Consider the following 25,538-nt stretch of genomic DNA (forward strand, 5'->3'; position numbering starts at 1 on the left):
CACACAGCCGCAGGTGACGAGAGCGGGCCGCCCGCTCCTCGGCCCGCCACGGCGATGCCCGGAGCGCCGCCGGCCGGCACTGATCGCGGTTTCGGGTGCCCTCGCCTTCGGATGCCTCGGCTTCGGGAGCTCCGCCCCGGAGGCTCCACCTCACGGAGGGGCCACGCCTGCCGCCACCGCAACGGACACGCTGCGGCGGCACCCGGACCGGAACGGCGATGCGCCAGGATCTCCAGAGGCCCAGGACGCGCCTGCGCGGACCGGCGAGGCGGCGCCCCGCCGGTCCTCGGGCCGGCCGGCTTACGCCGCGTCGGCGGCCGTCTCGTCGTCCTTGAACAGCTCGTCCTTGGGGACGGTGCGCTCGGTCACGGTGGCGAGCTCGAGGATGTAGTCCACGACCTTCTCCTCGAACAGCGGCGCCCGCACCGAGGCGACGGCGGCCGGCGTCTTGCGGTAGAAGTCCCACACCTCCTGCTCGCGGCCCGGATACTGGCGGGCGCGCTCCACGATCGCGCGGGAGACCTCCTCGTCGGTGACCTTGATGGCGTTCTTCTCGCCGATCTCGGCGAGCACCAGGCCGAGCCGCACCCGCCGATCGGCGATGCCGCGATACTCCTCCTTGGCCTTCTCCTCGTCGGTGCCCTCGTCCGCGAAGCTGCGGTTCTGGGCCTTGAGGTCGGAGACCACAGTCTCCCACACCGACTTGAACTCCTCCTCGACGAGCGTCGGGGGCGGATCGAACTTGTGCAGGGCGTCGAGGCGGTCGAGCAGCTGGCGCTTGAGCTTCTGGCGGCTCTGCGCCGCGTAGTCGGCCTTCATGCGCTCGCGGATCGCCTCCTCCAGCTTGGCCAGCGATTCGAGGCCGAGCTTCTTGGCGAAGTCGTCGTCCAGCGCAACCTCGCCGGGCGCCTCGACCGACTTCACCGTGACCTCGAACGCGGCGGTCTTCCCGGCCAGGTTCGCGGCCATGTAGGTCTCGGGGAAGGTCACCGTCACGGTGCGGGTCTCGCCCGCCTTGGCGCCGACGAGCTGATCCTCGAAGCCCGGGATGAAGGTGCCGGAGCCGAGCTGGAGCGGCACGTCCTCGGCGGTGCCGCCCTCGAACGCCTCGCCGTCGATGCGGCCGACGAACGACACCACCAGGCGGTCGCCGGTCTCGGCGGCGGCGTCCTCGGCCTTGGGGGCGAAGGGGCGATTCTGATCGGCGAGCCGCTTGGTCGCCTCGCGCACCTCGTCGTCGGCGACCTCGGCGACCAGCCGCTCCAAGGTGATTCCCTTGAAGTCGGCCAGCTCGATCGCCGGCACCACCTCGAGCGACACCGTGTAGGAGAGGTCGGCCTTGCCCTCGACCACCCCTTCGAGCTCGGTCTTGTCCTCGGGCATCTTCACCTGCGGGTCCATGGCGAGCTTGAACCCGTTGTCGGTGACGATCTTGGCGTTGGTCTCGCGGACCAGCTCCTCGATCGCCTCGGCCATCACGGCGCGGCCGTAGAGCTTGCGCAGATGGGCGACCGGCACCTTGCCGGGGCGGAAGCCGTTGATACGAACCTGGTCCTTCAGGCGGGACAGCCGATCGCTCAGCCGGGTTTCCAGGTCGGCGGCCGGAACGACCACCCGAAATTCGCGCTTCAGCCCGTCGGCCGTGGTTTGGGTCACATCCATGTCAGTCTCGTGTGGTGGTCTCTGGGGCGGTCGCGCCACGCGCGGCGTCCGGTCGGTCGGCGGCGACGAGCCCCGGCGTGGTGCGGGCGGAGGGACTTGAACCCCCACGACTTTCGTCACTGGAACCTAAATCCAGCGCGTCTACCAGTTCCGCCACGCCCGCCAGGGGCCGCTCGGCCAGCCGATCCTCCGAGCGGGCGGGCTTATATCACGGTAGACTGCTTACGCATCACAAAAAATGGGCATGGGACGGGCACGGGCGCATCGGAGGACAGGCCGCAGGGGCCGGGCGGGCGCGACGCGAGGCGGACGGCCCGGTGGGCGACGGCGCCGACGGGGCGCCAGCCACGGCCGGATCAGTTGGCGGAGCCGTTGCCGCCCCCCTCGCCCGCCATCAGGCTGCGGATCGTCTCGGCGATGGCCGACGGGCGGTAGGGCTTCTTGAGGAACACGCTGCCGGGCACCTGGGAGGCGCGCTCGACCGTGTAGCCGGTGGCGTAGATGACGGGCAGCTCCGGCTTCTGCTCGCGCACGGTGGCGGCGAGGCGCCAGCCATCCATCTCGCCGGGCAGGCGGATGTCGGTGAACAGCACGTCGACCGGCTGGCCGCTCTGGATGATCGACAGCGCCGCCTCGGCGGTATCGGCCTCCAGCACCGCGAAGCCCTGGTCGGTCAGCTCCTGGGAGATCATGTCGAGGACGAGCGGCTCGTCCTCGACGATGAGGACCGTCACGCCGCTCTGCTGGGCTTGGGGCTCGCTCATGGACACGCCGCGGCCTTGGTGAGCAGTCCGGGCGCGAAGCTGCGCGAGAAGCTGGGAGTCGCCGCGATCTGGGCGCGGGGCAGATAGAGCTTCACGGTGGTGCCATGCCCGGCGGTGCTGTCGAGCACGGCGGTGCCGTGCGACTGCACCGCGAAGCCGTAGGCCTGGCTCAGGCCGAGCCCGGAGCCGACGCCGAGCGGCTTGGTGGTGAAGAACGGCTCGAATGCCCGGCTCGCCACCTCCTCGCTCATGCCGATGCCGGTATCGGCGACGGCGATCTCGATGAAGTCCGCCGCCGCCAGGCCGAGCTGCGCCACCAGCGGGTCGGCGGCCGCGACATTGCGCGTGGTGATCACCAGGTTCCCCCCCTCGGGCATGGCGTCGCGGGCATTCACGGCGAGATTGAGAATGGCGCTTTCGAGGGCGTCAGCGTCGACGCGGGTCGGCCACAGGTCGAAGGTGAGGTTGCTCACCACCCGGATGTTGCCGCCCAGTGTCCGCCGCAGCGTGTCGGCGAGGTGCTCCAGCACATCATTGACGTTCATGACATTGGGCGCAAGCGGCTGGCGGCACCCGAAGGCGAGCAGCCGATGGGTGAGAACGCCGGCGCGCTCGGCCCCCAGCGCAGCCCCGCGAATCGCCCGGGCGAGCTGGCGGCACCCCTCCTGGGGCAGCAGCCGGCGGGCGCGCTCCAGGTTGCCGATCACGGCGGTCATGAGGTTGTTGAAGTCGTGGGCGATGCCGGCGGTGAGCTGGCCGATCGCCTCCATCTTCTGGGCCTGGCGCAGCATCTCCTCGGCGCGGCGGCGCTCCTCGCGCTCGCGCTCCAGCGCCTTGAGGGCGAGGTCGCGCTCGCGGATCTGCTGGCGGAGCGCCTCGACGGCGCGGCGCAGCTCGCCGGCGGAGGGCAGTGCCAGCGCCTTGGGCAGCAGCAGCCAGAGCGCGATGGCGGTGGCGAGCGCCGTGACGGCGGTGACCGCCTTGACGATGCCTTCGGCCCCGAAGTCGGCGCGCCAGATGGTCCAGATGTCGAGCAGATGGGCGGCCCCGCAGGCCGCCAGGAACACCACGAAGGCCCAGGCGACCCAGCCGAAGGCGAGATCGGAGCGCCGCGATACGAACACCGCGAGGACGATCGGAATGGACAGGAACGACACCGCGATGATCACGTCGGAGGCGACGTGCAGCGAGATCAGGTCGGACCGCCACCCGAGGCAGGCGCCGAGCGGCATCGCCTCCTTCGTCTCCAGCAGAGATTGCAGGTTGGTCATCCACCGCCTCCCGAAACCAAGCTCGTCCCCGACCGCGCGTCGCCCCAGACGACGGCCGGACATGCCCCGGTCACGAGGGTCCCCACACCTCGTGGCCCGGAATCCACCGACCAATTATGGCAAGGTTGAGCCAACGGTCCGTGTCGACACTGAATTCCGCTCCGGAGCGGGACCCGATGCGATCCGGTCCCGCCGCTCGGACGGCGTCTCGCGCCGACCGACGTCGCTCATCGGATCACCCGATCGTGGGCCGACTCGGCGACCGCCGGCGGCTCGATCAAACGCGCAAGAAGACTTGGCATCACCTCGGACAGATCCTCTGCGATCAGACCCGGACCGACCAGTCGGGCCGCTTCGCCGTGAAGCCAGGCGGCCGTCGCGGCGGCCGTGAAGGCACCCAGTCCCTGCGCCAGGAGGCCGGCGACTAATCCGGTGAGGACGTCTCCGGCTCCCGCAGTCGCGAGATGGGCCGGTGCATTGGCATTGATCGCGGCGCATCCGTCAAGGTCCGCGATCGTCGTATCCGCCCCTTTCAACAGCACGACGGCGCCGGTGCGGCGGGCCGCGGCCCGCACCCGATCGAGTTTCGAGGAAGCTTCATGAATCTCTGGTAACTTATCGAAAAGACGACTGAACTCGCCGTCGTGTGGCGTCAGGACGGTGGTCCCCGGAGGGCGCGCCCGCAGAGCCGTGAAAAATGCCTCCGGATCGTCCACGAAGCTGGTCAGGGCGTCGGCATCGAGCACGACGGCGCGGCAGCCGGCGAGCGCGCTGCCCACCAGATCGCGAGTCGCGGCGCCCACACCCAGACCCGGCCCAAGCGCGACGGCGTTGAAGCGCCGGTCCTCCAGCAGTGTCGCGAGCCCTTCGGCCGCGTCGGTCTGCCGCACCATCACGGCGACGTTGGCGGCGGCGTTCACGGCGACGGCGTCGGCTGGCGACGCCAGGGTGACGAGCCCCGCCCCCACCCGCAGCGCCGCACGGGCCGCGAGTCGCGCCGCCCCGGTGGTGTGGCCACCACCCGACACCACGACGACGTGGCCGCGGTCGTACTTGTGCCCGGCGAGCGAGGGCACCGGCAGGCTCGCTCGCACCAGCTCCGGCCCGACCAGGATGCAGCGCGGCTGCACCGTGGCCAGCACCGCGTCTGGAATGCCGATGTCCGCGATCGTCAGCCGGCCGCGGCGGAGCCGCCCCGGCAGCAGCCAATGGCCGGGCTTGGCGCGGAAGAAGGTGACGCTCTCGTCGGCCTCGATCGCGGCGCCCATCACGGCCCCGGTGGTGCCGTTGACGCCGCTCGGCAGATCGACCGCGACGACGGCGGCGCCGTCGGCTCGCGCGGCGTTCACGGCACCGATCAGAGCGCGCGGCAGCCCATCGACGGGGCGATCGAGCCCGGCCCCGAACAGCGCATCGACGATCACATGGGGGCGCGCGGCGGCGAGTGCCTCCGGCGTCGCCGGCCGCGTCGGCCCGGTCCAGCGGCGCGCCGCCTCGGCGGCGTCGCCCTTCAGCCGCTCGGGCGCGCCGGCGAGCAGGAGGGTGACCCGGAAGCCGACGGCCGCGAGGCGCCGCGCCGCCACGAAGCCGTCACCGCCATTGTTGCCCGGCCCCGCCAGGACGACCACCCGCGAGCCCGGCGGATGGCGCCGCATCACGGCCTCGGCGACCGCGCGGCCGGCGTTTTCCATCAAGACGATGCCGGGCGTTCCTGAATCGATGGTCGAGCGATCCGCGCGGCCCATCTCGGCGGTGGTCAGAAGCTCCGGCGGCGCCGATCCCAGGGCAGCAGATCGCAGAAGAGCGGAGCGCATGGAGCGAGCCTCGTGACGCAGCGCTGACGTGGGCGCATGATAGCGAGGCGGCTCGGCCGCGTCACCGCGACCTACCATGGCACCGTCGCGGCGGCCCGCCGCACGCCGGCCCCACTGCGCCCCGCCGATACCCGGACGGCCACGTCGTGGCCCACTGCCGAGAAAAACGCCACCGCTTCGACCGCCATGGCGCGGCCACTACCTCCTTACCGCATTCCACGGTGCGAAACGCCCTCATCCCGACTTTGCGATCCGTCGTTGCTGTCATTATAAGCAAATCGCTCACGTATTAGGCGACGCGGCGCCGGTGCCCACGGCCACTGCCTCGACCGATGGCGTTAACGACTTGGGATGGCGCGACGTTTCGGTCGGCGCCACGGTTGGCATGGACCCTGCTAACGGGTGAGCGGGCCGGCTGGCATCGGCCTCTGCGGGCCGGGGGAGACGAGGTGAGATGAAGAAGATCGAGGCGATCATTAAGCCCTTCAAGCTCGACGAGGTGAAGGAGGGGCTGCAAGAGGTCGGTCTGCAAGGCATCACCGTGACCGAGGCCAAGGGCTTCGGCCGGCAGAAAGGTCACACCGAGCTCTATCGCGGCGCCGAATACGTCGTCGACTTCCTGCCCAAGGTGAAGATCGAGGTGGTCCTCGCCGACGACATGGTCGAGAAGGCGATCGACGCGATCCGTCGCGCCGCGCAGACCGGCCGGATCGGCGACGGCAAGATCTTCGTCTCCAATGTCGAGGAGGTCATCCGGATTCGCACCGGCGAGACCGGCCTGGACGCCATCTGACCCGCACCCTCCGCTCCGCGCCCGGGGCCGGCCGAGCCCCCCGCCCGCCGAAAACCCTGAACCGCGACGATCTCTCAACGCAAAGGACGATATTCGATGACGACGGCCAAGGACGTGCTGAAGCTGATCAAGGACAACGACGTAAAGTACTGTGATCTGCGCTTCACCGACCCGCGCGGCAAGTGGCAGCACGTCACCATGGACATTTCCCAGATCGAGGAGGAGACCTTCTCGGAGGGCGTGATGTTCGACGGCTCGTCGATCGCCGGCTGGAAGGCGATCCACGAGTCCGACATGTGCCTGATGCCGGACCCGACCACCGCCACCATCGACCCGTTCTTCGCCGAGACCACCCTGGTGCTGGTCTGCGACGTGCTCGAGCCGACCACCGGCGAGCCCTACAACCGTGACCCGCGCGGCATGGCCAAGAAGGCCGAGGCGCTGGTGAAGTCGATGGGCATCGGCGACACCATCTATTTCGGCCCCGAGGCCGAGTTCTTCGTATTCGACGACGTCAAGTTCCAGGCCGACCCCTACGCCTGCGGCTTCAAGCTCGACTCGATCGAGCTGCCGATCAACGGCGCCACCGACTACGAGGGCGGCAATCTCGGCCACCGCATCGGCTTCAAGAAGGGTTACTTCCCGGTGCCGCCGCAGGACTCGGCGCAGGACATGCGCTCCGAGATGCTGGCCGCCATGGCCAAGATGGGCGTGAAGGTCGAGAAGCATCACCACGAGGTGGCCTCGGCCCAGCACGAGCTCGGCATCAAGTTCGCGCCCATGACCTACATGGCCGACATGCTGATGACCTACAAGTACTGCATCCACATGGTCGCCAACATCTACGGCAAGACCGCCACCTTCATGCCGAAGCCGATCTATGGCGACAACGGCTCGGGGATGCACTGCCACCAGTCGATCTGGAAGGACGGCAAGCCGCTGTTCGCCGGCAACAAGTACGCCGACCTGTCGGAGACCTGCCTGTCCTACATCGCCGGCATCATCAAGCACGCCAAGGCCATCAACGCCTTCACCAACCCGACCACCAACTCCTACAAGCGGCTGGTGCCGGGCTTCGAGGCGCCGGTGCTGCTCGCCTACTCGGCGCGCAACCGCTCGGCCTCGTGCCGCATCCCCTACACCACCAACCCGAAGGCCAAGCGCGTCGAGGTCCGCTTCCCCGATCCGCTGGCCAACCCCTATCTCGCCTTCGCGGCCATGCTGATGGCCGGCCTCGACGGCGTGAAGAACAAGCTCGATCCCGGCCCGGCGATGGACAAGGACCTCTACGACCTGCCGAAGGCCGAGCTGAAGCAGATCCCGACCGTGTGCGGCTCGCTGCGCGAGGCCCTCGAGGCGCTCGACAAGGACCGCGCCTTCCTCAAGGCCGGCGGCGTCTTCGACGACGACTTCATCGACGCCTATATCGAGCTGAAGATGGGCGAGGTGATCAAGTTCGAGCACACCCCGCACCCGGTCGAGTTCGAGATGTACTATTCGGGCTGAGCCTCCTCGCCCTCCGCCGCGACCCGCCGGGTCGCGGCCCCCTCGTGGGCGCCCTCCGGGGCGCCCTTTTTCTTGGTCGCCACAGGCTTGGCGCCCTCGCCCGGATACGGCCCGGCGGCCGCTCAGGCGGGCGGCCCGGCGCCGCGGCCGGTCCGCTCGCGCCACCAGCCGTGCAGGCCGGGGATGTCGCCGGAGCACAGCAGCGGCATCGCCGCCGCGATGTCGGCCAGGTCCCAGTCCCACCACGCCAGCTCCAGCAGGAGCGCGATCTCGTCATCGGAGAAGCGCCGCCGGATCGGCCGCGCCGGGTTGCCGCCGACGATGGTGTAGGGAGCGACGTCGCGGGTGACGACGGCCCGGCTCGCCACCACGGCGCCGTCGCCGATGCGCACGCCGGGCATCACCATTGCCTCGGCCCCGATCCACACGTCGTTGCCGACCACCGTGTCGCCGGCCCGCACGAACCCGCAGGTGGCCGCCGCGAAGGCCGGCTCATCCGCCATGTAGAAGAACGGAAAGGTCGAGACCCAGTCGATGCGATGCCCCTGGTTGCCCGCCATGATGAAGCTCGCGCCGCTGCCGATGGAGCAGAAGCTGCCGATGACCAGCCGGTCGACGTCGTCGCAGTCCGGCATCAGGTAGCGGGCGCAATCGTCGAACGGGTGGCCGTGGTACCAGCCGGAATAGTAGCTGTAGCGCCCGACCGAGATGTTCGGGTTGGTGACCTGCTCGGCCAGCCGGCGCCCCTTGAACGGGCTTTCGAAAGCGTTCGTCATGCGTCCTTCGTCACGGGTCCTGGGATGATCGACGGTGCGCACCTTAAGCGAAGGCCGATCCAATCGGATCGGATTCCGCTCTGCAGGCCTCCGGGCGCAAGTCGTCTCTATCCTGCGAGATAGCGCGTCGCCGACAAGGCGTCGGCGCGCAGCAGCGCGGCCTGTTCCCGCTCGCCCAGGCGGTCGAGTTCGGCGGCGGCCCGCTCGCGCTGCTCGATCTCGCTCGCGAGAACGTCGCGCACCTGCTGGTCGCTCAGCCGACGCCGTTCGACGTCCGCCGACCGGCTACCGAAGTCATGGCGGACCAGCGACGCCTGCTCCGGGCGGGCGGGCACCGCCTCGGCATTGTCGAGGGCGGCGATTAGCGAGCGAACCAGGGCCGCCTCGCGCCTCCCGCCGCGCTTCATCGCGGCGCACAGGTCGGCGCGCAGGCGCGTCTTCATGCGAGTCCCACCGTCCATTGACACTCTCCCGCCTTCCGGTCTCGGGTCCGCAGCCCGCAGGGCAACGGCCTATTGATCTCCATAGTTCCCTATTGTATGGATTAAAAGAGACTTTTAGGGAGCATTGCGGACGATGTCGGGTACTCTGGTCACGGTCGAGCAGGCGGCCGAGCAGCTGAAGCTGCACCCCAAGACCGTGATCCGCTACATCCGGCAGGGGCGCCTGCCGGCGACACGGATCGGAAAAGCCTATCGGATCGAGCGCGCCAGGCTCGACGAGTTCGCCGGCGTGACGAGCGGCCACACCGATGCGGGCCGCGCGGTGCGCACGACCTGCATTGTCGATATCCCGCACACGACGCGCGAGGATGCGGCGAGGATCACGACTGTCCTGAACGCCGCCGCCATGACGGGCGACGCCGCGACGTCGCCGTTGCAGATCGACACCGCCTTCGACCCGCTCGCCGGGAGCCTCAAGGTCGTGCTGATCGGCAGCCCGTCGGACGCGGCCCGGCTGCTCGACATGCTGCATCTGCTCTTGGACTCGCGGCCATGACCGACGCGGTGTTCCGAAGCGAGGCGTCGTCGCGGCAGATCGCGGCGCAGTATCGGCAGGTCCTGGACCACTGGCCGGTACCGAAATCCGAGCTGCACCTCCCGACGCGCCAAGGGTCGACCTTCGTGCTGGCCTGCGGCGACGAGGCCGCTCCGCCCATCGTGCTGCTCCACGGGGCGCAGGCCAACTCGGCCGCCTGGATGCCGGACGTCGCCCTGTGGTCGTCGCGGTTCCGGCTCCTCGCGGTCGACATGATCGGCGAAGCGGGGCTGAGCGCGCCGGTGCGGCCGGCCCTCGCCGGCGACGCGCATGCGTTGTGGCTCGACGACGTGTTCGACGGGCTCGGGCTGCGCAGCGCCGGGCTGGTCGGCACCTCGCTCGGCGGCTGGCTGGCGCTCGACTATGCCGCCCGAAGACCCGAGAGAGTGCGCGCGCTCGCCCTGATCTGCCCGGCCGGCATCGGCCGACAGAAGAACCTCCTGCTCAAGGCGGCGCCGCTCCTGCTGTTCGGCGCATGGGGACGGCGTCGCATCCGCCAGATGGTGTTCGGTCCCGCGCCGATCGACATCCCGGCCGACCTCCGGCCGATGACCGATCTCATGGAAGCGATCGGGCGGGCGATCAGGCCGCGGGTGGTGACGATCCCGCGCCTGTCCGACGACGAGCTGAGCCGGCTCGCCATGCCGATCCTCGCCATCGTCGGCGGGCGCGACGTACTACTCGACTCGCGCGACACGCGGGCGAGGCTGGAACGCGCGGCGCCCCACGCGCAGGTCCGCTTCATCGCAGACGGCCACCACTTCCTGCCCAATCAGGCATCGCCCATCATGGAGTTCCTGGAACGGCACCTGCTGCCGAACTCGTCCGCGCCTTGAGAGCGGTCCGGGACGGCCCGTCCTGCGACGACGGACCGTCATCGCGTTGCGGCATTGTCTCGGTAGTCTGGACGATCCACCCTGCTCCGCCGCAAGACCGAGAGATGCCATGCCCCTCACCCGCGCCCAGGCTTTCGAAGCCTCCGACGACCTCGGCCGCAGCCCGGCCGACCGGCCGACCCTCGGCGACGTGATCGCCGCCCGCTACGATCGGCGCGACATCATGCGGGGCGCGCTCGGGGTCGCCGCCATCATGGCGCTCCCGCGCATGGCCGGCTCGGCCGCCGCACAGCCCGCAGCCTCGGTCGCCGGCACGGCGCGCTCGCGCTTCGACTTCGCCGAGGTGGCGGCCGGCGTCGACGAGACCCACCACGTCGCCGAGGGCTACGACGCCGACGTGCTGATCCGCTGGGGCGATCCGGTACTGCCCGGCGCGCCGCCCTTCGATCCGGCTCGCCAGACCGCCGCGGCGCAGCGGCTCCAGTTCGGCTACAACAACGACTATCTCGGCTACCTGCCGATGCCGGGCGCCGAGAACCCGGCCCGCCACGGCCTGCTCGTCGTCAATCACGAGTACACCAACGAGGAGCTGATGTTCCCCGGCCTCGGCCGGCAGGATCTGCGCGCCGTCGGCTTCAAGGCCATGACGCCGGAGCTGACCGCGATCGAGATGGCGGCGCATGGCGGCTCGGTGCTGGAGGTGCGCCGCGGCGACGACGGCAAATGGCGTGTCGTCGCCGGGTCCCGCTACGCCCGTCGCATCGATGCCGAGACGCCGATGGAGATCACCGGCCCGGCGGCCGGCCATCCGCGCCTGAAGACCGCCGCCGATCCGAGCGGCCGCCGCGTCCTCGGCATGCTCAACAACTGTGCCGGCGGCCTCACGCCGTGGGGCACGTGGCTCACCTGCGAGGAGAATTTTCACGGCTACTTCGGGGGTGTCCTGCCGGAAGGCCATCCAGAGGCCAAGAACCACGCCCGCGCCGGGGTGCCGGGCGGCTGGTTCGGCTGGAGCCGTTTCCACGACCGCTTCGACGTCGGCCGCGAGCCCAACGAGACCAACCGCTTCGGCTGGGTGGTGGAGATCGACCCGTTCGATCCGGCTTCGACGCCGAAGAAGCGCACCGCGCTCGGCCGCTTCAAGCACGAGGGCGCCTTCCCGCTGGTCAATCGCGACGGCCGCGTCGTGGTCTACAGCGGCGACGACGAGCGCTTCGAGTACATCTACCGCTTCGTCACGGCCCGGCCTTATGTGCCGGGCGACCCTGCCGCCAACCGGGACCTGCTCGACGACGGCGTGCTGTCGGTCGCCCGCTACGACGCCGACGGCACTGTCACATGGCTGCCGCTCGTCCACGGCCACGGGCCGCTCACCGCCGAGAACGGCTTCGCCAGCCAGGCCGACGTGGTGATCGAGGCGCGCCGCGCCGCCGATCTGCTCGGCGCCACCCGGATGGACCGGCCCGAGGACATCGAGGCCGACCCGAAATCCGGCAAGGTGTTCGTGATGCTCACCAACAATACCCGCCGCAAGGCAGACGACACCGACGCCGCCAATCCGCGCGGCCCCAATCCGTTCGGCCATATCGTCGAGATGACGGCGCCCGGCGGCGACCATGCGGCCGACCGCTTCGGCTGGGATGTCCTGGTCAAATGCGGCGACCCGGCGATCGCCGCGGTGGGCGCCAGCTTCAACCCGGCAACCTCGAAGGACGGCTGGTTCGGCATGCCGGACAACTGCGCGGTCGACCATCACGGCCGGCTGTGGATCACCACCGACGGCAACTCGGGCGCGCGCACCGGGCGGGCCGATGGGGTGTGGGGGCTGGAGACCGAGGGGCCGCTGCGGGCGACCGGCAAGCTGTTCTTCCGCTGCCCGGTCGGCGCCGAGATGTGCGGGCCGATGTTCACGCCGGACGACGAGACCCTGTTCGTCGCCGTGCAGCATCCCGGCGAGGCCGACGAGAGCGACTCCAACGCCCCGCCCGCCACCTTCGAGAACCCGGCGACGCGCTGGCCCGACTTCCGGCCCGACATGCCGCCGCGCCCTTCCGTGGTGGCGATCACCCGCCGCGGCGGCGGCCGCATCGGCAGCTAGAGCGGTGGTCGTTTCGATTTGGGTGCCGGCGCTCCCTCGCCCCGCGCAGCGGGGAGAGGTGAGGCGTCCAGCGTCCACGGATAAAGTCGCGGGATCAGCAGCGTCAGCCCGGTCGCCACCGTCACGGCGACCGCGGCGCCGATCCCGAACGCCGTCCAGCTCTCCGGCCTGAGGGTGGCGAGCGCCACGATGAGGACGAACAGCGGCAGATCGAGGAAATGCGTGAAGGCCGGCACCGCCGCCTCGCGCGCCCGCTCCAGCTCGGCGGTCGGATGGCCGCTCTCCAGCGCCGCCCGGCTGAGCCGCCGCAGCCGCATGAAGTAGAGCCGCGTCACCGTGTTGCCCTCGATGAACTCGAAGGCGAACAGGGCCACCATGCCGGCGATCCACGGCACCCGGAAGGCGTCGAGCCCGCCATACACCGTCGCGATCAGAGCGCCGCCCGAGGCCATCAGCAGCAGCGCCCCCGGCACCACCAGGCCGTCGTAGAACACCGCGATGCTGCGCACCGCCTCGGCGAACGGCTCCAGCCGGCGGAGCTGCCGCGCCCGCAGATCCGACATCCAGACGCCGACCAGGCCGGCGCCGATCAGCACGGCGCCGAGGATGTGGAAGAACCGCAACAGGCCGTAGTCCATGGCGTTCCCCGAGGTCGTCGCGCGCGCTCCGACTGCGTCCATGGGAAACATACTGTCTTTTTGACATCTTGCTGTCAATTCTCCAAGACCGCCTGCGTCCCGGCGACCGGGCGACCGCGCAAACGCACGAACGCCGGCCCCTGCGCAGGCCGGCGTTCGCGTGACGTCCGGAGGTCCGCGGCGGCGTCGGAACCGCGGTCAGGCCGGCGTCGGTTTGAGGGTCTCGTGTCCCCGGCACTCGTCCGGATACGCCCGCCACAGGATGGCGGCCTGCGCCTCCTCCCAGGCGGTGGCGTCGGGGTGCGAGGTGCCGATGCCGGCCACCACCACCGGCGTCTCGGGCGTCGTCTCGGCGGCGGCCCGCCCGGCCTGGCCCGGCAGCGCCCGCGCCACCCGGTTGCGGCCGAGCGCCTTGGCCCGGTACAGCGCCGCATCGGCCTCCATCAGCAGGGCCGAGATGTCGCTCGTGCCGTCGCCGGCCGCGGCACCGACCGACACGGTGGCGCCGAGCGCCCGGCCGCCGACCACCCGTCCGGCCTCCTCGAAGGCGGCGCGCACGCGCTCCGCCGCGATCGCGGCCTCGTCGACGCCGCCCGGCAGCAGCACGACGAACTCCTCGCCGCCGAACCGTGCGATCAGGTCGGTCGCCCGCAGATTGCCGCTGATCACCGTGGCGAACAGCTTCAGCACCTCGTCGCCGACGAAATGGCCGTGACGGTCGTTGATCGACTTGAAGTGGTCGAGGTCGAACACCAGGGCGCCGATCGACTCGCCCTTACGGCGCTGAGCGGCGGCGAGCTGCGGGGCCCCCTCGAAGAAGGCGCGGCGATTGAACAGGCCGGTCAGCGGATCGGTGGAGGCGGCGGTGCGCTGGAGCCGGAGAGCCTGATCGCGGCTCAGCGTCATCACGATGAAGGCGGTGCCGACCACATAGAGGATCGCCTCCAGCGCGAACACCGCGAACCAGCCGGTGGCGAGGCTGACGATGCCGTCCTCGTCCGGCATCAGGCCGGCGAGCGGCACCGGGGCCAGGAACACGAGCCCGTGCAGCACCGGGACGAACAGCGCCGGCCAGCGCTGGATCAGCGCCTTGCGCCGCTCGCGCCACAGCTCGAAGGCGGTGAGGAACGTGTAGACCGAGATGATGACCGAGGAGGCGATCACCCGGTGGGCGGGCGCCGCCATCACCTCAGGCACGCCCTGGGCGAGCAGCCACGCCACCGCACCGGCCGACATCGCGACCCACAGCACCCGCCGGCCATGGAACACCCGGGCGGCGTTCCAGATCAGCCCGCAGGCGAGATAGAGCAGCGCGTTGGCGAAGCCGGAGGGGATCGGCAGGCCGGTGCCTTCGAGGCTCCACAGCGCCACCGAGAAACCGCCGAGCAGATAGGCGGAGCCCCACCAAGCGAGCGCCCGGATGCGCTCCTGACGCCACACGCTGAGCAGCACGAGCCCGAGCAGCGAGCTGACGCAGGTGGCGATCACGAACAGTGTCGAGACATCGAGGGCGATGGTCCCCACCGGATGAGGCGTGATCATGGGCGGCTCCGACGATCCGAAGAACGATCGGAGTGTAGTGCGCACCCCCCGCCCCCGACGAGCGGAGGTTGCCGGAAGGCTTTGCGAGAACCTGAATCCCGGCGCGGAGTTTTCCGGACGAACTCTTCACAAGATGGGACGAATGTCGGAGAAATCTGATGGCAAACCCGTGGCGGCCACGAAAGCTCCGGTGCCTCAACGGGTCCCGACGAGGTCTCCGGGTTTCGGACAAGACTGGCGAGAATTGCGACGAAGACGATCCATCGAAAGCCGACGATTCCGCGCGCACACGCGAGAGATGCGTGGCAGCCGCACGCAGCCGCGCCGATCGGCGGACGGTCGCGGTGTCGGGGTCAGTCGGGCTCGCGCATCGCGGCGCCGGCGGACCGCTTGAGCGTGTCGAGATCGGCCAGCAGGCGACCGACGCCCTCGGCCGGCAGCGCCCCGCACATCTCGTGAATCCAACGCTCGTGGGCACTCGCCATCAGGCGGAACATGGTGGCGCCCGCACGAGTGAGACGCACCGTGGTGGCACGCCGATCGGCCGGGTCGGCCGCGCGCACCACCAGGCCCTCGTCCACCAGGCGGTCGATCAGCCCGGTGATGTTGCCGTTGGTGACCATCATGCGCCGCGACAGGTCGCCGAGCCGCAGCCCGTCGGGCTCGCGGTGGAGCTGTGCCATCACGTCGAAGCGCGGCAGGGTGACGCCGAACTCGGTGCGCAGGCGGCGGCGGATCTCGGCGCTGATCAGGTTGGCGCAGGACAGCAGGCGGAGCCACAGCCGCAGCTCCATCTTGCTGCCGGCGGGCTCGTCGCGGACGAGCGCCTCGACGTCCTCGGTCCCCGGATCGCTCATGAGCCGGCGATATCACAGCTCATCGAATTTTCATACCTAAACCTTTTTGGCCGGTCGATGCGTGAGGTCCAATCCAGCGGGATCGTCCCCTCCGTCCCTGGGGACCGGATGCGCCTGCCGTGCCCCTGTAAGCTCGTGCGCTCCCACAGATTCGCGCAGGCTCGGTGAGACCCCCCCACGCGAACGAGTCTCTATCGATTTAGATATATACCTTTCAAGCTTGAAGAAACAGAGTTGCCGTGCCACTCTCGGCCTTCGAGATCACCCCCGCGGGGGGCCGCGCCGGTGGTGCGGCCCCCGACCCCCGGGTCCCGACGCGCGTCGAGACCGCCGAAGAGGTGCAGCATGTCGGATCATCCCCCGGTCCGTCTCGGTTCCTCCCGTCTCGGTCCCTCGGCGCATGTCGACACCTTCACCCGCGACCGGCTGCCACCGCCGGATCAGTGGCCGCTGCTCGCGTTCGAGCCGCTCGGCTATCCGGAGCGCATCAACGCCGCCGTCGAGCTGACCGACCGCATGGTCGAGCGCGGCTTCGGAGATTACGTGGCGCTGATCGGCCATGGTCGCCGCCGCACCTACAAGGAGCTGGCCGACTGGACCAACCGGCTCGCCCACGCGCTGGTCGATCACTACGGCATCAAACCCGGCAACCGCATCCTGATCCGCTCGGCCAACAATCCGGCGATGATCGCCTGCTGGCTCGCCGCCACCAAGGTGGGCGCCGTGGTGGTCAACACCATGCCGATGCTACGCGCCGGCGAGCTGTCGAAGATCGTCGACAAGGCCGAGATCGGCGTTGCGCTGTGCGACACCCGTATCCTCGACGAGCTGGTCGCCTGCGCCAAGGACAGCCGCTTCCTGAAGACCGTGGTGGGCTTCGACGGCACCGCCAACCACGATGCCGAGCTCGACCGCATCGCGCTCGACAAGCCGGTGCGCTACGACGCCGTGCCGACCGGCCGCGACGACGTCGCCCTGCTCGGCGTCACCTCCGGCACCACCGGGGTGCCGAAGGTGACCATGCATTTCCATCGCGACATCCTGGCGATCGCCGACACCTATGCGAAGCATGTGCTCGGCGTGCAGCCGACCGACGTGTTCGTCGGGTCGCCGCCGATCGCCTTCACGTTCGGGCTCGGCGGCCTCGCGGTGTTCCCGCTGCGCTTCGGCGCCACCGCGGCGCTGATCGAGACGGCGACGCCGCCCGCCCTCGTGGGCCTGATCGAGACCTATCGGGCCACCATCTGCTTCACGGCGCCGACCGCCTACCGGGCCATGCTGGCCGCCGTCGACGATCCCGCCCGCCTGGCGTCGCTGCGCCTCGCAGTTTCGGCGGGCGAAACGCTGCCGGCCCCCGTGTACGAGGCGTGGACGGCGCGCACCGGCACACCGATCCTCGACGGCATCGGCTCGACCGAGATGCTGCACGTGTTCATCTCCAACACGCCCGACGACCACCGCCCCGGCTCGACCGGCCGCCCGGTGCCGGGCTACGAGGCGAAGGTGGTGGACGAGCACATGAACGAGGTGCCGCGCGGCACCATCGGCCGCCTCGCGGTGCGCGGCCCCACCGGCTGCCGCTACATGGACGACCCGCGCCAGCGCGACTATGTCCGTGACGGCTGGAACCTGACCGGCGACGCCTTCGTGCAGGACGAGGACGGCCGTTTCCGTTTCGCCGCCCGCAACGACGACATGATCGTCTCGGCCGGCTACAACATCGCCGGTCCCGAGGTGGAGGCGGCGCTGCTGAGCCATCCCGCCGTCGCCGAATGCGCCGTGATCGGCGCGCCCGACGAGGAGCGCGGCCAGATCGTCGAAGCCTATGTGGTGCTGGCCACCGGCCATGTGGCCGACCCGGCCCTGGTGCTGACGCTCCAGAACCACGTCAAGGCGGTGATCGCGCCCTACAAGTATCCGCGCTCGGTGCGCTTCGTGGACGGCCTGCCGAAGACCGCGACCGGCAAGGTGCAGCGCTTCCAGCTCCGCGCTGCCCGCCGAGGGTGATGGCCAAGGGTGATCGCCGCGGCGTCCGTCAGTCCGGCAGCACCGCGGTCGCCTGGATCTCGACCTTGGCGCCCTCCTCCACCAGCGCCGCGACCTGCATGGCCGTCATCGCCGGAAACCAGCGGCCGATCACGTCCCGATACGCGGCACCGATCTCTTTGGAGCGGGCCAGATACTCGTCCTTGTCGACGAAGTACCAGGTCATCGACACGATGTGGGCGGGCTCCGCGCCGGCCTCGCGCAGCACCGCGACGATGTTGATGAGGCACTGCCGGACCTGATCGACGAGATCGTCGGACGCGAAGGTCTGCGCCGGCGTCCAGCCGACCTGGCCGGCGACGAAGATGGTGCGGCCGCGCGCCACCACGCCGTTGGCGTATCCGAGCGGCTTCGTCCAACCCTCAGGGTGCAAGATCGTGTGCATCGGCGGTCTCCAGATGTGCCGCCAGCGCGGCGCGCAGATCGTCGGGCCAAGGAACGGCCCGCTGGGTGTCGAGCGAGATGGCGACGATCACCTGCCGGGCGGTCCACACCGGACGCCCGCGGGTGGTGACGCGATAGTGGAGCTCGAGCGAGCTGCGGCCGAGCCGCGCCACGCGCACCGCGAAATCGAGGCGGTCGCCGTGCCGACTCGGAGCCGTGAAGTCGACGTCCAGCTTGACGGTCGGCACCCCGATCCGTCGCTCGCCCATCATGGTCGGCCACGGCGAGCCGAGAGCCGCGAAGATCTCCTCCATCACCTCGACCATGATGTCGAAATAGGACGGGAAGTACGCGATGCCGGCCGGATCGCAGTGCCCGAAGCCGAGAGTTCGGCTCACCTTGAATGTCACCTGTTCGTCCTCACGTTTCACGTCGCGCGCCGACACCGCGCTCGTCGACCGCCGCCCCGTCATGCCTGGCCCGCCTGCATCACGGCGCGGCCGACGATCAGCTTCTGCACCTCGGTGGCGCCCTCGTAGATGCGCAGCGCCCGGATCTCCCGGTAGAGCCGCTCGACCGTCTCGCCGCAGCGCACGCCGCGGCCGCCGAACATCTGCACCGCGCGGTCGATCACCTGGTGGGCCGTCTCGGTCGCCGTCATCTTGGCCATGGCGGCCTCTCGGGTGGTCGGCAGGCCCTGGACGTCGCGCCGCCATGCCGCCCGATAGGTCAGGAGCGCGGCGGCATCGAGCCCGGTCGCCATGTCGCCGAGCGCCGCCTGGGTGAGCTGGAGATCGCCGAGCGTGCCGCCGAACAGGCGGCGCGTGCCGGCGTGCGCCACCGCCTCGTCGAAGGCTCGGCGACCGAAGCCGAGCGCCGCGGCCGCCACCGAGGCGCGGAAGATGTCGAGGGTCCGCATGGCGAGCTTGAAGCCCTCGCCCGGCGCACCGAGCCGGCGCGCCGCCGGAATGCGGCAGCCATCGAAACGAATGGTCGCCAAAGGATGCGGCGCCATCACGTCGATGCGCTCGGCGATCGCGAAGCCGGGATCGTCCGGGAACACCACGAAGGCCGAGAGGCCGCGGGTGCCAGGCGCCTCGCCGGTGCGGGCGAACACCACGTAGACGCCGGCGATGCCGCCGTTGGAGATCCAGGTCTTGTCGCCGTCGAGCACATAGGAATTGCCGTCGCGGCGCGCCGTGCAGGCGATCGCCGCGACATCGGAGCCGGCGTCGCGCTCCGACAGCGCGAAGGCGGCGAGCCAGTCGCCGGCGCGCACCTTGGGCAGCACCGCCGCCTTGAGGGCGTCGTCGCCGGCAAGCGCGACGGCACCGCTGCCGAGCCCCTGCATCGCGAAGGCGAAGTCGGCGAGGCCGTCGTGCCAGGCCAGCGTCTCGCGGGCGAGGCACAGGAGCCGCGACTGGATGGCGCCGCCATCCTGATGCGGCTGCGGCACCGCGGCATCGAGAAGCCCGGCGGCGCCGAGCCGCGCCGCCAGCGTTCGGCAGGTGCCGTCGACATCGGCGTGATCGAGGCCGGCGAGCCCGCCGTCCGCCACGAAGCCGTCGAGCCGCTCCGCATAGGCACGATGCTCCGGCCCGAAGAACGGCCAGTCGAGATGCGAGCGGGTCGGCCCCCTTGCGGGCGCCGGAGACGGGACGGCCGCCACGGTCAGTCCCCCTCGAAGGCCGGCTTGCGCTTGGCCGCGAACGCCTCGAAGGCGCGGCGAAAATCCTGCGTCGCCATGCACACCGCCTGGGCCTGCGCCTCCGCCTCGATCAGCTCGTCGAGCCCCATGGCCCATTCCTGGTTCAGCATGGTCTTGGTCATGCCGTGGGCGAACCACGGCCCGTCGGCGAGCGAGCGGGCGAGCGCCATCGCCTCGCGTTCGATGTCGGCGGCCGGATGCAGCGCGTTGTAGAAGCCGAAGGCGTGACCTTCGGCGGCGCTCATGCTGCGGCCGGTGTACAGCAGCTCGGCGGCGCGACCCTGGCCGATGATGCGCGGCAGGATTCCGCACGCCCCCATGTCGGCGCCGGCGAGGCCGACGCGGCTGAACAGGAAGGCGGTCTTGGCCTCCGGCGTCGCCAGCCGCAGGTCGGACGCCATCGCCAGAATGGCGCCGGCCCCGGCGCAGACGCCGTCGACCGCGGCGATGATCGGCTGCGGGCAGCGCCGCATTGCCTTCACCACGTCGCCGGTCATCCGGGTGAAGGCGAGCAGCTCCGGCATCGCCATCCGGGTCAGCGGCTCGATGATCTCGAACACGTCGCCGCCCGACGAGAAGTTGCCGCCCGCCCCGGTCAGCACCACGGCGCGGACGTCGGCGGCGTAGACGAGATCACGGAACAGGTCGCGCAGCTCGGCGTAGCTCTCGAAGGTCAGCGGGTTCTTGCGCTCCGGCCGGTTCAGCCGGAGCGTGGCGACGCGCCCGTCCGGGCTGGTCTCCATCAGAAAATGGCGCGGCCGATGATCCTTGAACGGACGCCTGGCATAGGGCTCCGCCCGGCCGGCGGGCGCGATGGGCGCGGTGGGCGCGGTGGGCGCGTCGCTCATGACAGAACCTCCCCGCCGGCTACCACGACGGCCTGACCGTTGATCGACGACGCGCCCGGCGAAGCGATCCAGAGGACCGCGTCGGCGACCTCGTCGGGGGTGACCAGGCGCCCCTGCGGATTGGCCGCCGTCAGCGTGGCGCGCGCCGCCTCCGCGCTGCGGCCGGTCCTGGCGACGAACTCGGCGATGGAGGCGTCGAGCAGCGGCGTGTCGGTGAAGCCGGGACACACCGCGTTGACGGTCACGCCGGTCGTCGCCAGCTCCAGCGCCAGCGCCCGCGTCATCCCGACGACGCCGTGCTTGGCGGCGCAGTAGGCGGCGACGTAGCGGTAGCCAGTGACGCCGGCGGTCGATGCGATGCTGATCACCCGCGCCCCGGCGCCGCGGGCGCGCAGGTCCGGCAGCACCGCGCGGGTGACCAGGAACACGGCGGTGAGATCGACGGCGATCACCCGGTCCCAGGTCTCGGTGGTCGTCTTGGCGAAGGGGGCGCTCTCGACCGCGCCCGCATTGTTGACCAGGATGTCGACCGGGCCGAGCGCGGCGCGCGCCGCCGCGAGGCCGCGCGCGATCGCGTCCTCGTCGGTGACGTCGAAGCCGGGCACGACAAACGTCGTGCTGTCGCCGAGCGCCGCGGCGACCTCGCGCAACGGCGCTTCGCGTCGGCCCGCCAGCGTCACCCGCGCACCGGCGGCGGCGAGCCGGCGCGCCACCGCGGTGCCGATGCCGCTGCCCGCCCCGGTGACGAGCGCATGGCGGCCGGCGAGCGATGTGTCGTGGCTCATGACGGCACCCTCACGTCGGCGACGCGGCCGCCACCGCGGCACGTTCGAGATTGGCTTCGTACTGGCCCTTGGCGGAGCGGTACTGCTTTGGCCACGGGACGTCACGCAGGCCGATCTTCGCCGCCTCGTGCAGCGTCCAGTGCGGATCGGCGAGATGCGGGCGGGCGATGGCGCACAGATCGGCGCGGCCGGCCGCGATGATCGAGTTGGCGTGGTCGGCCTCGGAGATCGCCCCCACCGCGATGGTCGGGATGCCGACCTCGTTGCGGATCTTGTCGGAGAACGGTGTCTGGAACAGACGGCCGTAGACCGGCCTCTCCTCCTTCCACACCTGGCCGGACGAGCAGTCGATCAGGTCGGCACCGGCCTCCTTGAACAGCGCCGCGAACACGGCGGCGTCCTCCGGCGTGTTGCCGCCCTCGGCCCAGTCGTGACAGGAGAGCCGGACCGACATCGGCCGCTCGGCCGGCCACACGGCGCGTAGCGCGCGGAACACCGCGAGCGGAAAGCGGGCGCGGTTCTGGTGGCTGCCGCCATAGGCGTCGCTACGCCGGTTGGTGAGCGGCGACAGGAAGCTTGACAAGAGATAGCCGTGGGCGGCGTGCAGCTCCAGCCAGTCGACCCCGGCGGCGGCAGCGCGCTCGGCCGCGGCGACGAAGTCGGCCGTCACCCGCGCCATGTCGGCCTCGGTCATCGCCCGCGGCGCCACGCTGTGCGGCAGGTAGGGCAGCGGCGAGGCGGAGATCAGCGGCCAGGCGCCCTCCGCCAGGGGCTCGTCGATGCCCTCCCAGGCGAGGCGGGTCGCGCCCTTGCGGCCGGCATGGCCGAGCTGGATGCCGACCTTGGCGTCGGTGTTGTGATGGACGAAGTCGACGAGGCGGCGCCAGCCCGCCGCCTGGGCGTCGTTCCACAGGCCGAGGCAGCCGGGCGTGATGCGGGCGTCCGGCGACACGCAGGTCATCTCGGCGAAGACGAGGCCGGCGCCGCCCATGGCGCGGGCGCCGAGATGAACGAGGTGGAAGTCGCCGATCTCGCCATCCTCGGCCGAGTACATCGCCATCGGCGAGACGACGATGCGGTTCGGCAGCGTCAGGCCCCGCACCCGGAACGGGGTAAGCATCGGCGGCGGCACCCGGGCGTTGGAGCCGGCCGGCACGCCGGCGCGGCGCGCGAACCAGCGCTCGTAGCCTTCCAGCCACGTCCTGTCGCGCAGCCGCAGGTTCTCGTGGCTGATGCGCTGCGAGCGTGTCAGCATCGAGTACATGAACTGCTCGGGCTCCAGGCTGTCGGCATAGCGCCGCCCCACCACCTCGAACCACTCCATGGCGTTGCGGGCGGCGTTCTGGATGCGGGCGACGTCGACCCGGCGGACCTCCTCGTAGGCGGCGAGCACGGCCGGGATCGCGGCCGCGTCATGGCCGTGCGCCTCGAACTGGCGGGCCAGCTCGATCGCATCGTCGAAGGCGAGCTTGGTGCCGGAGCCGATGGCGAAATGCGCCGTATGGGCGGCGTCGCCCATCAGCACCACATGGGAGCGGCCATTATGGTGGCTCCAGCGCTCGCAGATCAGCCGCGTGAAGTTGAGCCAGGCGGACCCGCGCAGATGGCGCGCATTGGTCATCAGCGGGGCGCCGTCGAGCACCTCGGCGAACAGTTTCTCACAGAACGCGATCGAGCCCGGCTGATCGAGGGCGCCGAGGCCGTGCGCCGCGTACGCTTCCTCGGTGGTCTCGACGATGAAGGTCGAGGTCTCGGCGTCGAACTTGTAGATGTGGGCCTGGAACCAGCCGTGCTCGGTCTTGCGGAAATCGAACGTGAAAGCGTCGTAGAGCTTGCGGGTGCCGAGCCAGATGTAGCGGTTGGGCCGCACCAGCAGGTCGGGCCGGAAAACCTCGGGATAGCGGTTGCGGATCTTCGAGTTGAGGCCGTCGGAGGCGATGATCAGATCGGCGTCGGGAAACTCCAGGTCGCTCTCCACCTCGCGCTCGAAAACGAGCTCGACCCTGAGCGCCTCGCAGCGGCGTTGCAGGATGTTGAGCAGCTTCTTGCGACCGATGCCGACGAAGCCGTGGCCGGTGGTGCGCTGGCGCGTGCCCTTGAACCAGACCTCGATGTCGTCCCAGTGATTGAAGGCGTCCTCGACCTCGGCAGCGGTCTCGGGGTCCCACTGCCGCATCGCCACCATGGTGGCGTCGGAGAACACCACGCCCCAGCCGAAGGTGTCGTAGGGGCGGTTGCGCTCGACCACCGTGATGGAATGCTGCGGATGCAGCTTCTTCATCAGCAGCGCCGCATAGAGCCCCGCCGGGCCGCCGCCGATGCAGACGATGCGCATGTCGCGTCTCCCTGGCGGAGTCCTCCCGCGCGCCCGCCCGCGGCGGGGCAGGATCGCGGGCCATTAGTTTAGATATAAAATAAAAGGACATGAAGCATTCTGTCAAGGTGACGAACCCTCGACGCCCTCGCGGCGATCTGGCGCTGGTGCTGCGATATCGCGGCGCGCGCGGCCTGTTCGACCATCGACGCGCTCGACTCTCCCATCGCGACAATCGTAGGCTGCGCAGGCGCCTGGACCCGGCTCGTCGGCCGGCGCGTCGCACGGCCGAGCCGGTGCCGGGACAACGACCGTCGGGTCGGCGTTGCGGCGCCACGCTGCGACGCCGCCAATCGTTGACAACTAAATTATTCAGAGTTCAATCTTATTCAAGGGGGCGTGGCGCACCGCTCCGTCCCCCAGGGAGCGAGGACAGCGACCGGAACCGATGTCTCGCGCACCCGCCCGCGCCGACCGCGCTCTCGCCGCACTCGATACGCCGCCATCCAAGACCCGCCGTCGCCCAGCATGCGCCGTAGCCCCAGGACCCGCCGTCGCCCCAAGGAGGGAAGCCCGATGTCGCCGACCAGGAAGTGCCTTCTCGCCACCGCTTCGGCCGTGGTGATGTCCGTCGCTGCCGCCACCGTAACTCCGGCGGCCGCCGATCCGGTGAAGATCGGCTTCGTCTCCACCCTGTCGGGCCCGTCGGCGCCGCTCGGCATCCACATGCGCGACGGCTTCATGCTGGCCGTCAAGGAGCTGGGCGGCAAGCTCGGCGGCCAGCCCACCGAGGTGATCGTCGTCGACGACGAGCTGAAGCCCGACGTCGCCGTCACCAAGGTGCGGGCGCTGCTCGACCGCGACAAGGTCGACCTCGTCGCCGGGGTGGTGTTCTCCAACGTCATGATGGCGATCGCCAAGCCGGTGCTCGACTCGCAGACCTTCCTGATCTCCGGCAATGCCGGCCCCTCGCCGCTCGCCGGCAAGGGCTGCTCGCCGTTCTACTTCTCGACCTCCTACCAGAACGACCAGAACCACGAGGTGATGGGCAAGTACGCGCAGGACCGCGGCTTCAAGCGCGTCGTGCTGATGACCCCGAACTACCAGGCCGGCAAGGACTCGATGGCCGGCTTCAAGCGCCACTTCAAGGGTGAGGTGGTGGACGAGATCTTCACCCAGCTCGGCCAGCTCGACTTCTCGGCCGAGCTCGCCAAGATCGCGGCCGCCAATCCGGACGCGCTGTTCACCTTCATGCCGGGCGGCATGGGCGTGAACCTGACCAAGCAGTTCGCCCAGGCCGGGCTCGCCGGTAAGATCCCGTTCCTCTCCGCCTTCACGGTGGACGAGACGACGCTGCCGGCCACCCAGGATGCCGCCGTCGGACTGCTGTCGGGGGCCGAGTGGGCGCCGAGCATCGACACGGCGGAGAACAAGGCGTTCGTCACCGCCTACGAGAAGGAGTACGGCGTGGTGCCGTCGCTCTATGCGGCGCAGGGCTACGACGCCGCCAAGCTGATCGATGGTGCGCTGAAGACCACCGGCGGCAAGGTGGCCGACAAGCAGGCGTTCCGGCAGGCGCTCGCCGCCGCCCCCTTCAAGTCGGTGCGCGGCGACTTCAAGATCGGTCGCAACGGCTTCCCGATCCAGGACTTCTATGTGGTCAAGGCGGTCAAGCGGCCGGACGGCAAGTTCGCCACCGAGGTGGTGGAGAAGGTGTTCGACGATGCCGCCGACGCCTACGCGGCCGAGTGCGTGATGAAGTGACACCGACCTGACCCGCGGGGGCGGCGCGCCGCCGCCTCCGCTCCTCGCCCTCCGCCCGTCCGGCTGCGCCCGGCCTCTCGCGCTCGGCCTCTCG

The 25,538-nt window shown here is 70.3% G+C and carries 22 protein-coding genes and 1 tRNA gene; 7 read left to right on the forward strand and 16 right to left on the reverse strand.

All coding sequences use genetic code 11. The annotated features are described in order from the left end of the window. Positions 1 to 300: 300 nt before the first annotated feature. From tig to ACFQUV_RS24195, 5 genes are all read right to left on the reverse strand, one after another. Positions 301 to 1,662, reverse strand: a complete 1,362-nt coding sequence (gene tig, locus ACFQUV_RS24175) for a trigger factor (RefSeq protein WP_378395897.1) — start codon at positions 1,660 to 1,662, stop codon at positions 301 to 303. Positions 1,663 to 1,740: 78 nt separating this feature from the next. Continuing rightward, positions 1,741 to 1,825 (reverse strand) — tRNA-Leu (locus ACFQUV_RS24180). 193 nt (positions 1,826 to 2,018) lie between these two features. Then, positions 2,019 to 2,426 carry a response regulator gene (locus tag ACFQUV_RS24185; protein WP_129610659.1) on the reverse strand — a complete coding sequence of 136 codons (408 nt, stop codon included), beginning with the start codon at positions 2,424 to 2,426 and terminating at the stop codon, positions 2,019 to 2,021. Continuing rightward, entirely contained in the window at positions 2,423 to 3,697 is a 1,275-nt protein-coding gene (locus ACFQUV_RS24190; RefSeq protein ID WP_111386500.1) for an ATP-binding protein, read from the reverse strand. The genes ACFQUV_RS24185 and ACFQUV_RS24190 overlap by 4 nt, the downstream gene beginning before the upstream one ends. A gap of 227 nt (positions 3,698 to 3,924) precedes the next feature. After that, the gene (locus tag ACFQUV_RS24195) at positions 3,925 to 5,511 is read right to left on the reverse strand and encodes an NAD(P)H-hydrate dehydratase (RefSeq protein ID WP_129610658.1); all 1,587 of its coding nucleotides are present in this window, start codon (positions 5,509 to 5,511) and stop codon (positions 3,925 to 3,927) included. A 454-nt stretch (positions 5,512 to 5,965) separates the two neighbouring features. On the opposite strand from ACFQUV_RS24195, the gene ACFQUV_RS24200 reads away from it, so the two are divergent. Both ACFQUV_RS24200 and glnA read left to right on the forward strand, forming a co-directional pair. After that, complete coding sequence (locus tag ACFQUV_RS24200) at positions 5,966 to 6,304, forward strand: P-II family nitrogen regulator (protein WP_111356758.1); 339 nt, start codon at positions 5,966 to 5,968, stop codon at positions 6,302 to 6,304. A 96-nt stretch (positions 6,305 to 6,400) separates the two neighbouring features. Next, entirely contained in the window at positions 6,401 to 7,810 is a 1,410-nt protein-coding gene (glnA, locus tag ACFQUV_RS24205; protein WP_111388587.1) for a type I glutamate--ammonia ligase, read from the forward strand. A gap of 122 nt (positions 7,811 to 7,932) precedes the next feature. Here glnA and catB read toward each other — a convergent pair whose 3' ends face one another. Together catB and ACFQUV_RS24215 are read right to left on the reverse strand one after the other, a co-directional pair. After that, the gene (gene catB, locus ACFQUV_RS24210; RefSeq protein WP_129610657.1) at positions 7,933 to 8,586 is read right to left on the reverse strand and encodes a type B chloramphenicol O-acetyltransferase; all 654 of its coding nucleotides are present in this window, start codon (positions 8,584 to 8,586) and stop codon (positions 7,933 to 7,935) included. 107 nt (positions 8,587 to 8,693) lie between these two features. Further along, positions 8,694 to 9,029 carry a hypothetical protein gene (locus tag ACFQUV_RS24215; RefSeq protein ID WP_129610656.1) on the reverse strand — a complete coding sequence of 112 codons (336 nt, stop codon included), beginning with the start codon at positions 9,027 to 9,029 and terminating at the stop codon, positions 8,694 to 8,696. A gap of 133 nt (positions 9,030 to 9,162) precedes the next feature. Here ACFQUV_RS24215 and ACFQUV_RS24220 point away from each other — a divergent pair, with 133 nt between their 5' ends. From ACFQUV_RS24220 to ACFQUV_RS24230, 3 genes are all read left to right on the forward strand, one after another. Beyond that, positions 9,163 to 9,585, forward strand: a complete 423-nt coding sequence (locus tag ACFQUV_RS24220) for a helix-turn-helix domain-containing protein (RefSeq protein WP_129610655.1) — start codon at positions 9,163 to 9,165, stop codon at positions 9,583 to 9,585. Beyond that, positions 9,582 to 10,460 carry an alpha/beta fold hydrolase gene (locus tag ACFQUV_RS24225; RefSeq protein WP_129610654.1) on the forward strand — a complete coding sequence of 293 codons (879 nt, stop codon included), beginning with the start codon at positions 9,582 to 9,584 and terminating at the stop codon, positions 10,458 to 10,460. Before ACFQUV_RS24220 ends, ACFQUV_RS24225 begins: the two co-directional genes overlap by 4 nt. Positions 10,461 to 10,569: 109 nt before the next feature. Beyond that, a complete protein-coding gene (locus tag ACFQUV_RS24230) occupies positions 10,570 to 12,558 on the forward strand; it encodes a PhoX family phosphatase (RefSeq protein ID WP_129610653.1) in 1,989 nt (662 codons plus the stop codon). Here the strand turns inward: ACFQUV_RS24230 and ACFQUV_RS24235 are convergent. The 3 genes from ACFQUV_RS24235 to ACFQUV_RS24245 all read right to left on the reverse strand — a co-directional run bounded on the left by ACFQUV_RS24235 (position 12,555) and on the right by ACFQUV_RS24245 (position 15,595). Then, positions 12,555 to 13,238, reverse strand: coding sequence for a DUF2269 family protein (locus tag ACFQUV_RS24235; RefSeq protein WP_207211558.1), 684 nt, complete (start codon positions 13,236 to 13,238; stop codon positions 12,555 to 12,557). The two genes, ACFQUV_RS24230 and ACFQUV_RS24235, sit on opposite strands and share 4 nt — an antisense overlap. A gap of 156 nt (positions 13,239 to 13,394) precedes the next feature. Further along, positions 13,395 to 14,738, reverse strand: coding sequence for a diguanylate cyclase (locus ACFQUV_RS24240; protein WP_129610652.1), 1,344 nt, complete (start codon positions 14,736 to 14,738; stop codon positions 13,395 to 13,397). A 353-nt stretch (positions 14,739 to 15,091) separates the two neighbouring features. Beyond that, positions 15,092 to 15,595, reverse strand: coding sequence for a MarR family winged helix-turn-helix transcriptional regulator (locus ACFQUV_RS24245; protein ID WP_129610651.1), 504 nt, complete (start codon positions 15,593 to 15,595; stop codon positions 15,092 to 15,094). 345 nt (positions 15,596 to 15,940) lie between these two features. Here ACFQUV_RS24245 and ACFQUV_RS24250 point away from each other — a divergent pair, with 345 nt between their 5' ends. Continuing rightward, positions 15,941 to 17,602, forward strand: coding sequence for a benzoate-CoA ligase family protein (locus ACFQUV_RS24250; protein WP_129610650.1), 1,662 nt, complete (start codon positions 15,941 to 15,943; stop codon positions 17,600 to 17,602). Positions 17,603 to 17,630: 28 nt separating this feature from the next. Here ACFQUV_RS24250 and ACFQUV_RS24255 read toward each other — a convergent pair whose 3' ends face one another. Genes ACFQUV_RS24255 through ACFQUV_RS24280 form a run of 6 tightly spaced genes read right to left on the reverse strand, consistent with a single transcriptional unit; the run spans position 17,631 to position 23,701 of the window. Continuing rightward, positions 17,631 to 18,026, reverse strand: coding sequence for a RidA family protein (locus ACFQUV_RS24255; protein WP_129610649.1), 396 nt, complete (start codon positions 18,024 to 18,026; stop codon positions 17,631 to 17,633). After that, on the reverse strand, positions 18,004 to 18,435 hold the full coding sequence (locus tag ACFQUV_RS24260) for a thioesterase family protein (protein ID WP_129610648.1): 432 nt from the start codon (positions 18,433 to 18,435) through the stop codon (positions 18,004 to 18,006). Before ACFQUV_RS24260 ends, ACFQUV_RS24255 begins: the two co-directional genes overlap by 23 nt. Before the next feature lie 59 nt (positions 18,436 to 18,494). Continuing rightward, positions 18,495 to 19,694: an acyl-CoA dehydrogenase family protein gene (locus ACFQUV_RS24265; protein ID WP_129610647.1), complete on the reverse strand. Its 1,200-nt coding sequence runs from the start codon at positions 19,692 to 19,694 to the stop codon at positions 18,495 to 18,497. A gap of 2 nt (positions 19,695 to 19,696) precedes the next feature. Then, positions 19,697 to 20,581: an enoyl-CoA hydratase family protein gene (locus ACFQUV_RS24270; protein ID WP_129610646.1), complete on the reverse strand. Its 885-nt coding sequence runs from the start codon at positions 20,579 to 20,581 to the stop codon at positions 19,697 to 19,699. After that, positions 20,578 to 21,366, reverse strand: a complete 789-nt coding sequence (locus tag ACFQUV_RS24275; protein ID WP_129610645.1) for an SDR family NAD(P)-dependent oxidoreductase — start codon at positions 21,364 to 21,366, stop codon at positions 20,578 to 20,580. The genes ACFQUV_RS24270 and ACFQUV_RS24275 overlap by 4 nt, the downstream gene beginning before the upstream one ends. A 10-nt stretch (positions 21,367 to 21,376) precedes the next feature. Next, positions 21,377 to 23,701, reverse strand: a complete 2,325-nt coding sequence (locus ACFQUV_RS24280; RefSeq protein WP_129610644.1) for a bifunctional salicylyl-CoA 5-hydroxylase/oxidoreductase — start codon at positions 23,699 to 23,701, stop codon at positions 21,377 to 21,379. Between the two features lie 555 nt (positions 23,702 to 24,256). Here ACFQUV_RS24280 and ACFQUV_RS24285 point away from each other — a divergent pair. Then, positions 24,257 to 25,444, forward strand: coding sequence for an ABC transporter substrate-binding protein (locus tag ACFQUV_RS24285; protein WP_371851728.1), 1,188 nt, complete (start codon positions 24,257 to 24,259; stop codon positions 25,442 to 25,444). Positions 25,445 to 25,538 lie beyond the last annotated feature (94 nt).

Source organism: Rhodoplanes sp. P11 (genome assembly GCF_964266735.1).
GTDB lineage: Bacteria > Pseudomonadota > Alphaproteobacteria > Rhizobiales > Xanthobacteraceae > Rhodoplanes > Rhodoplanes serenus.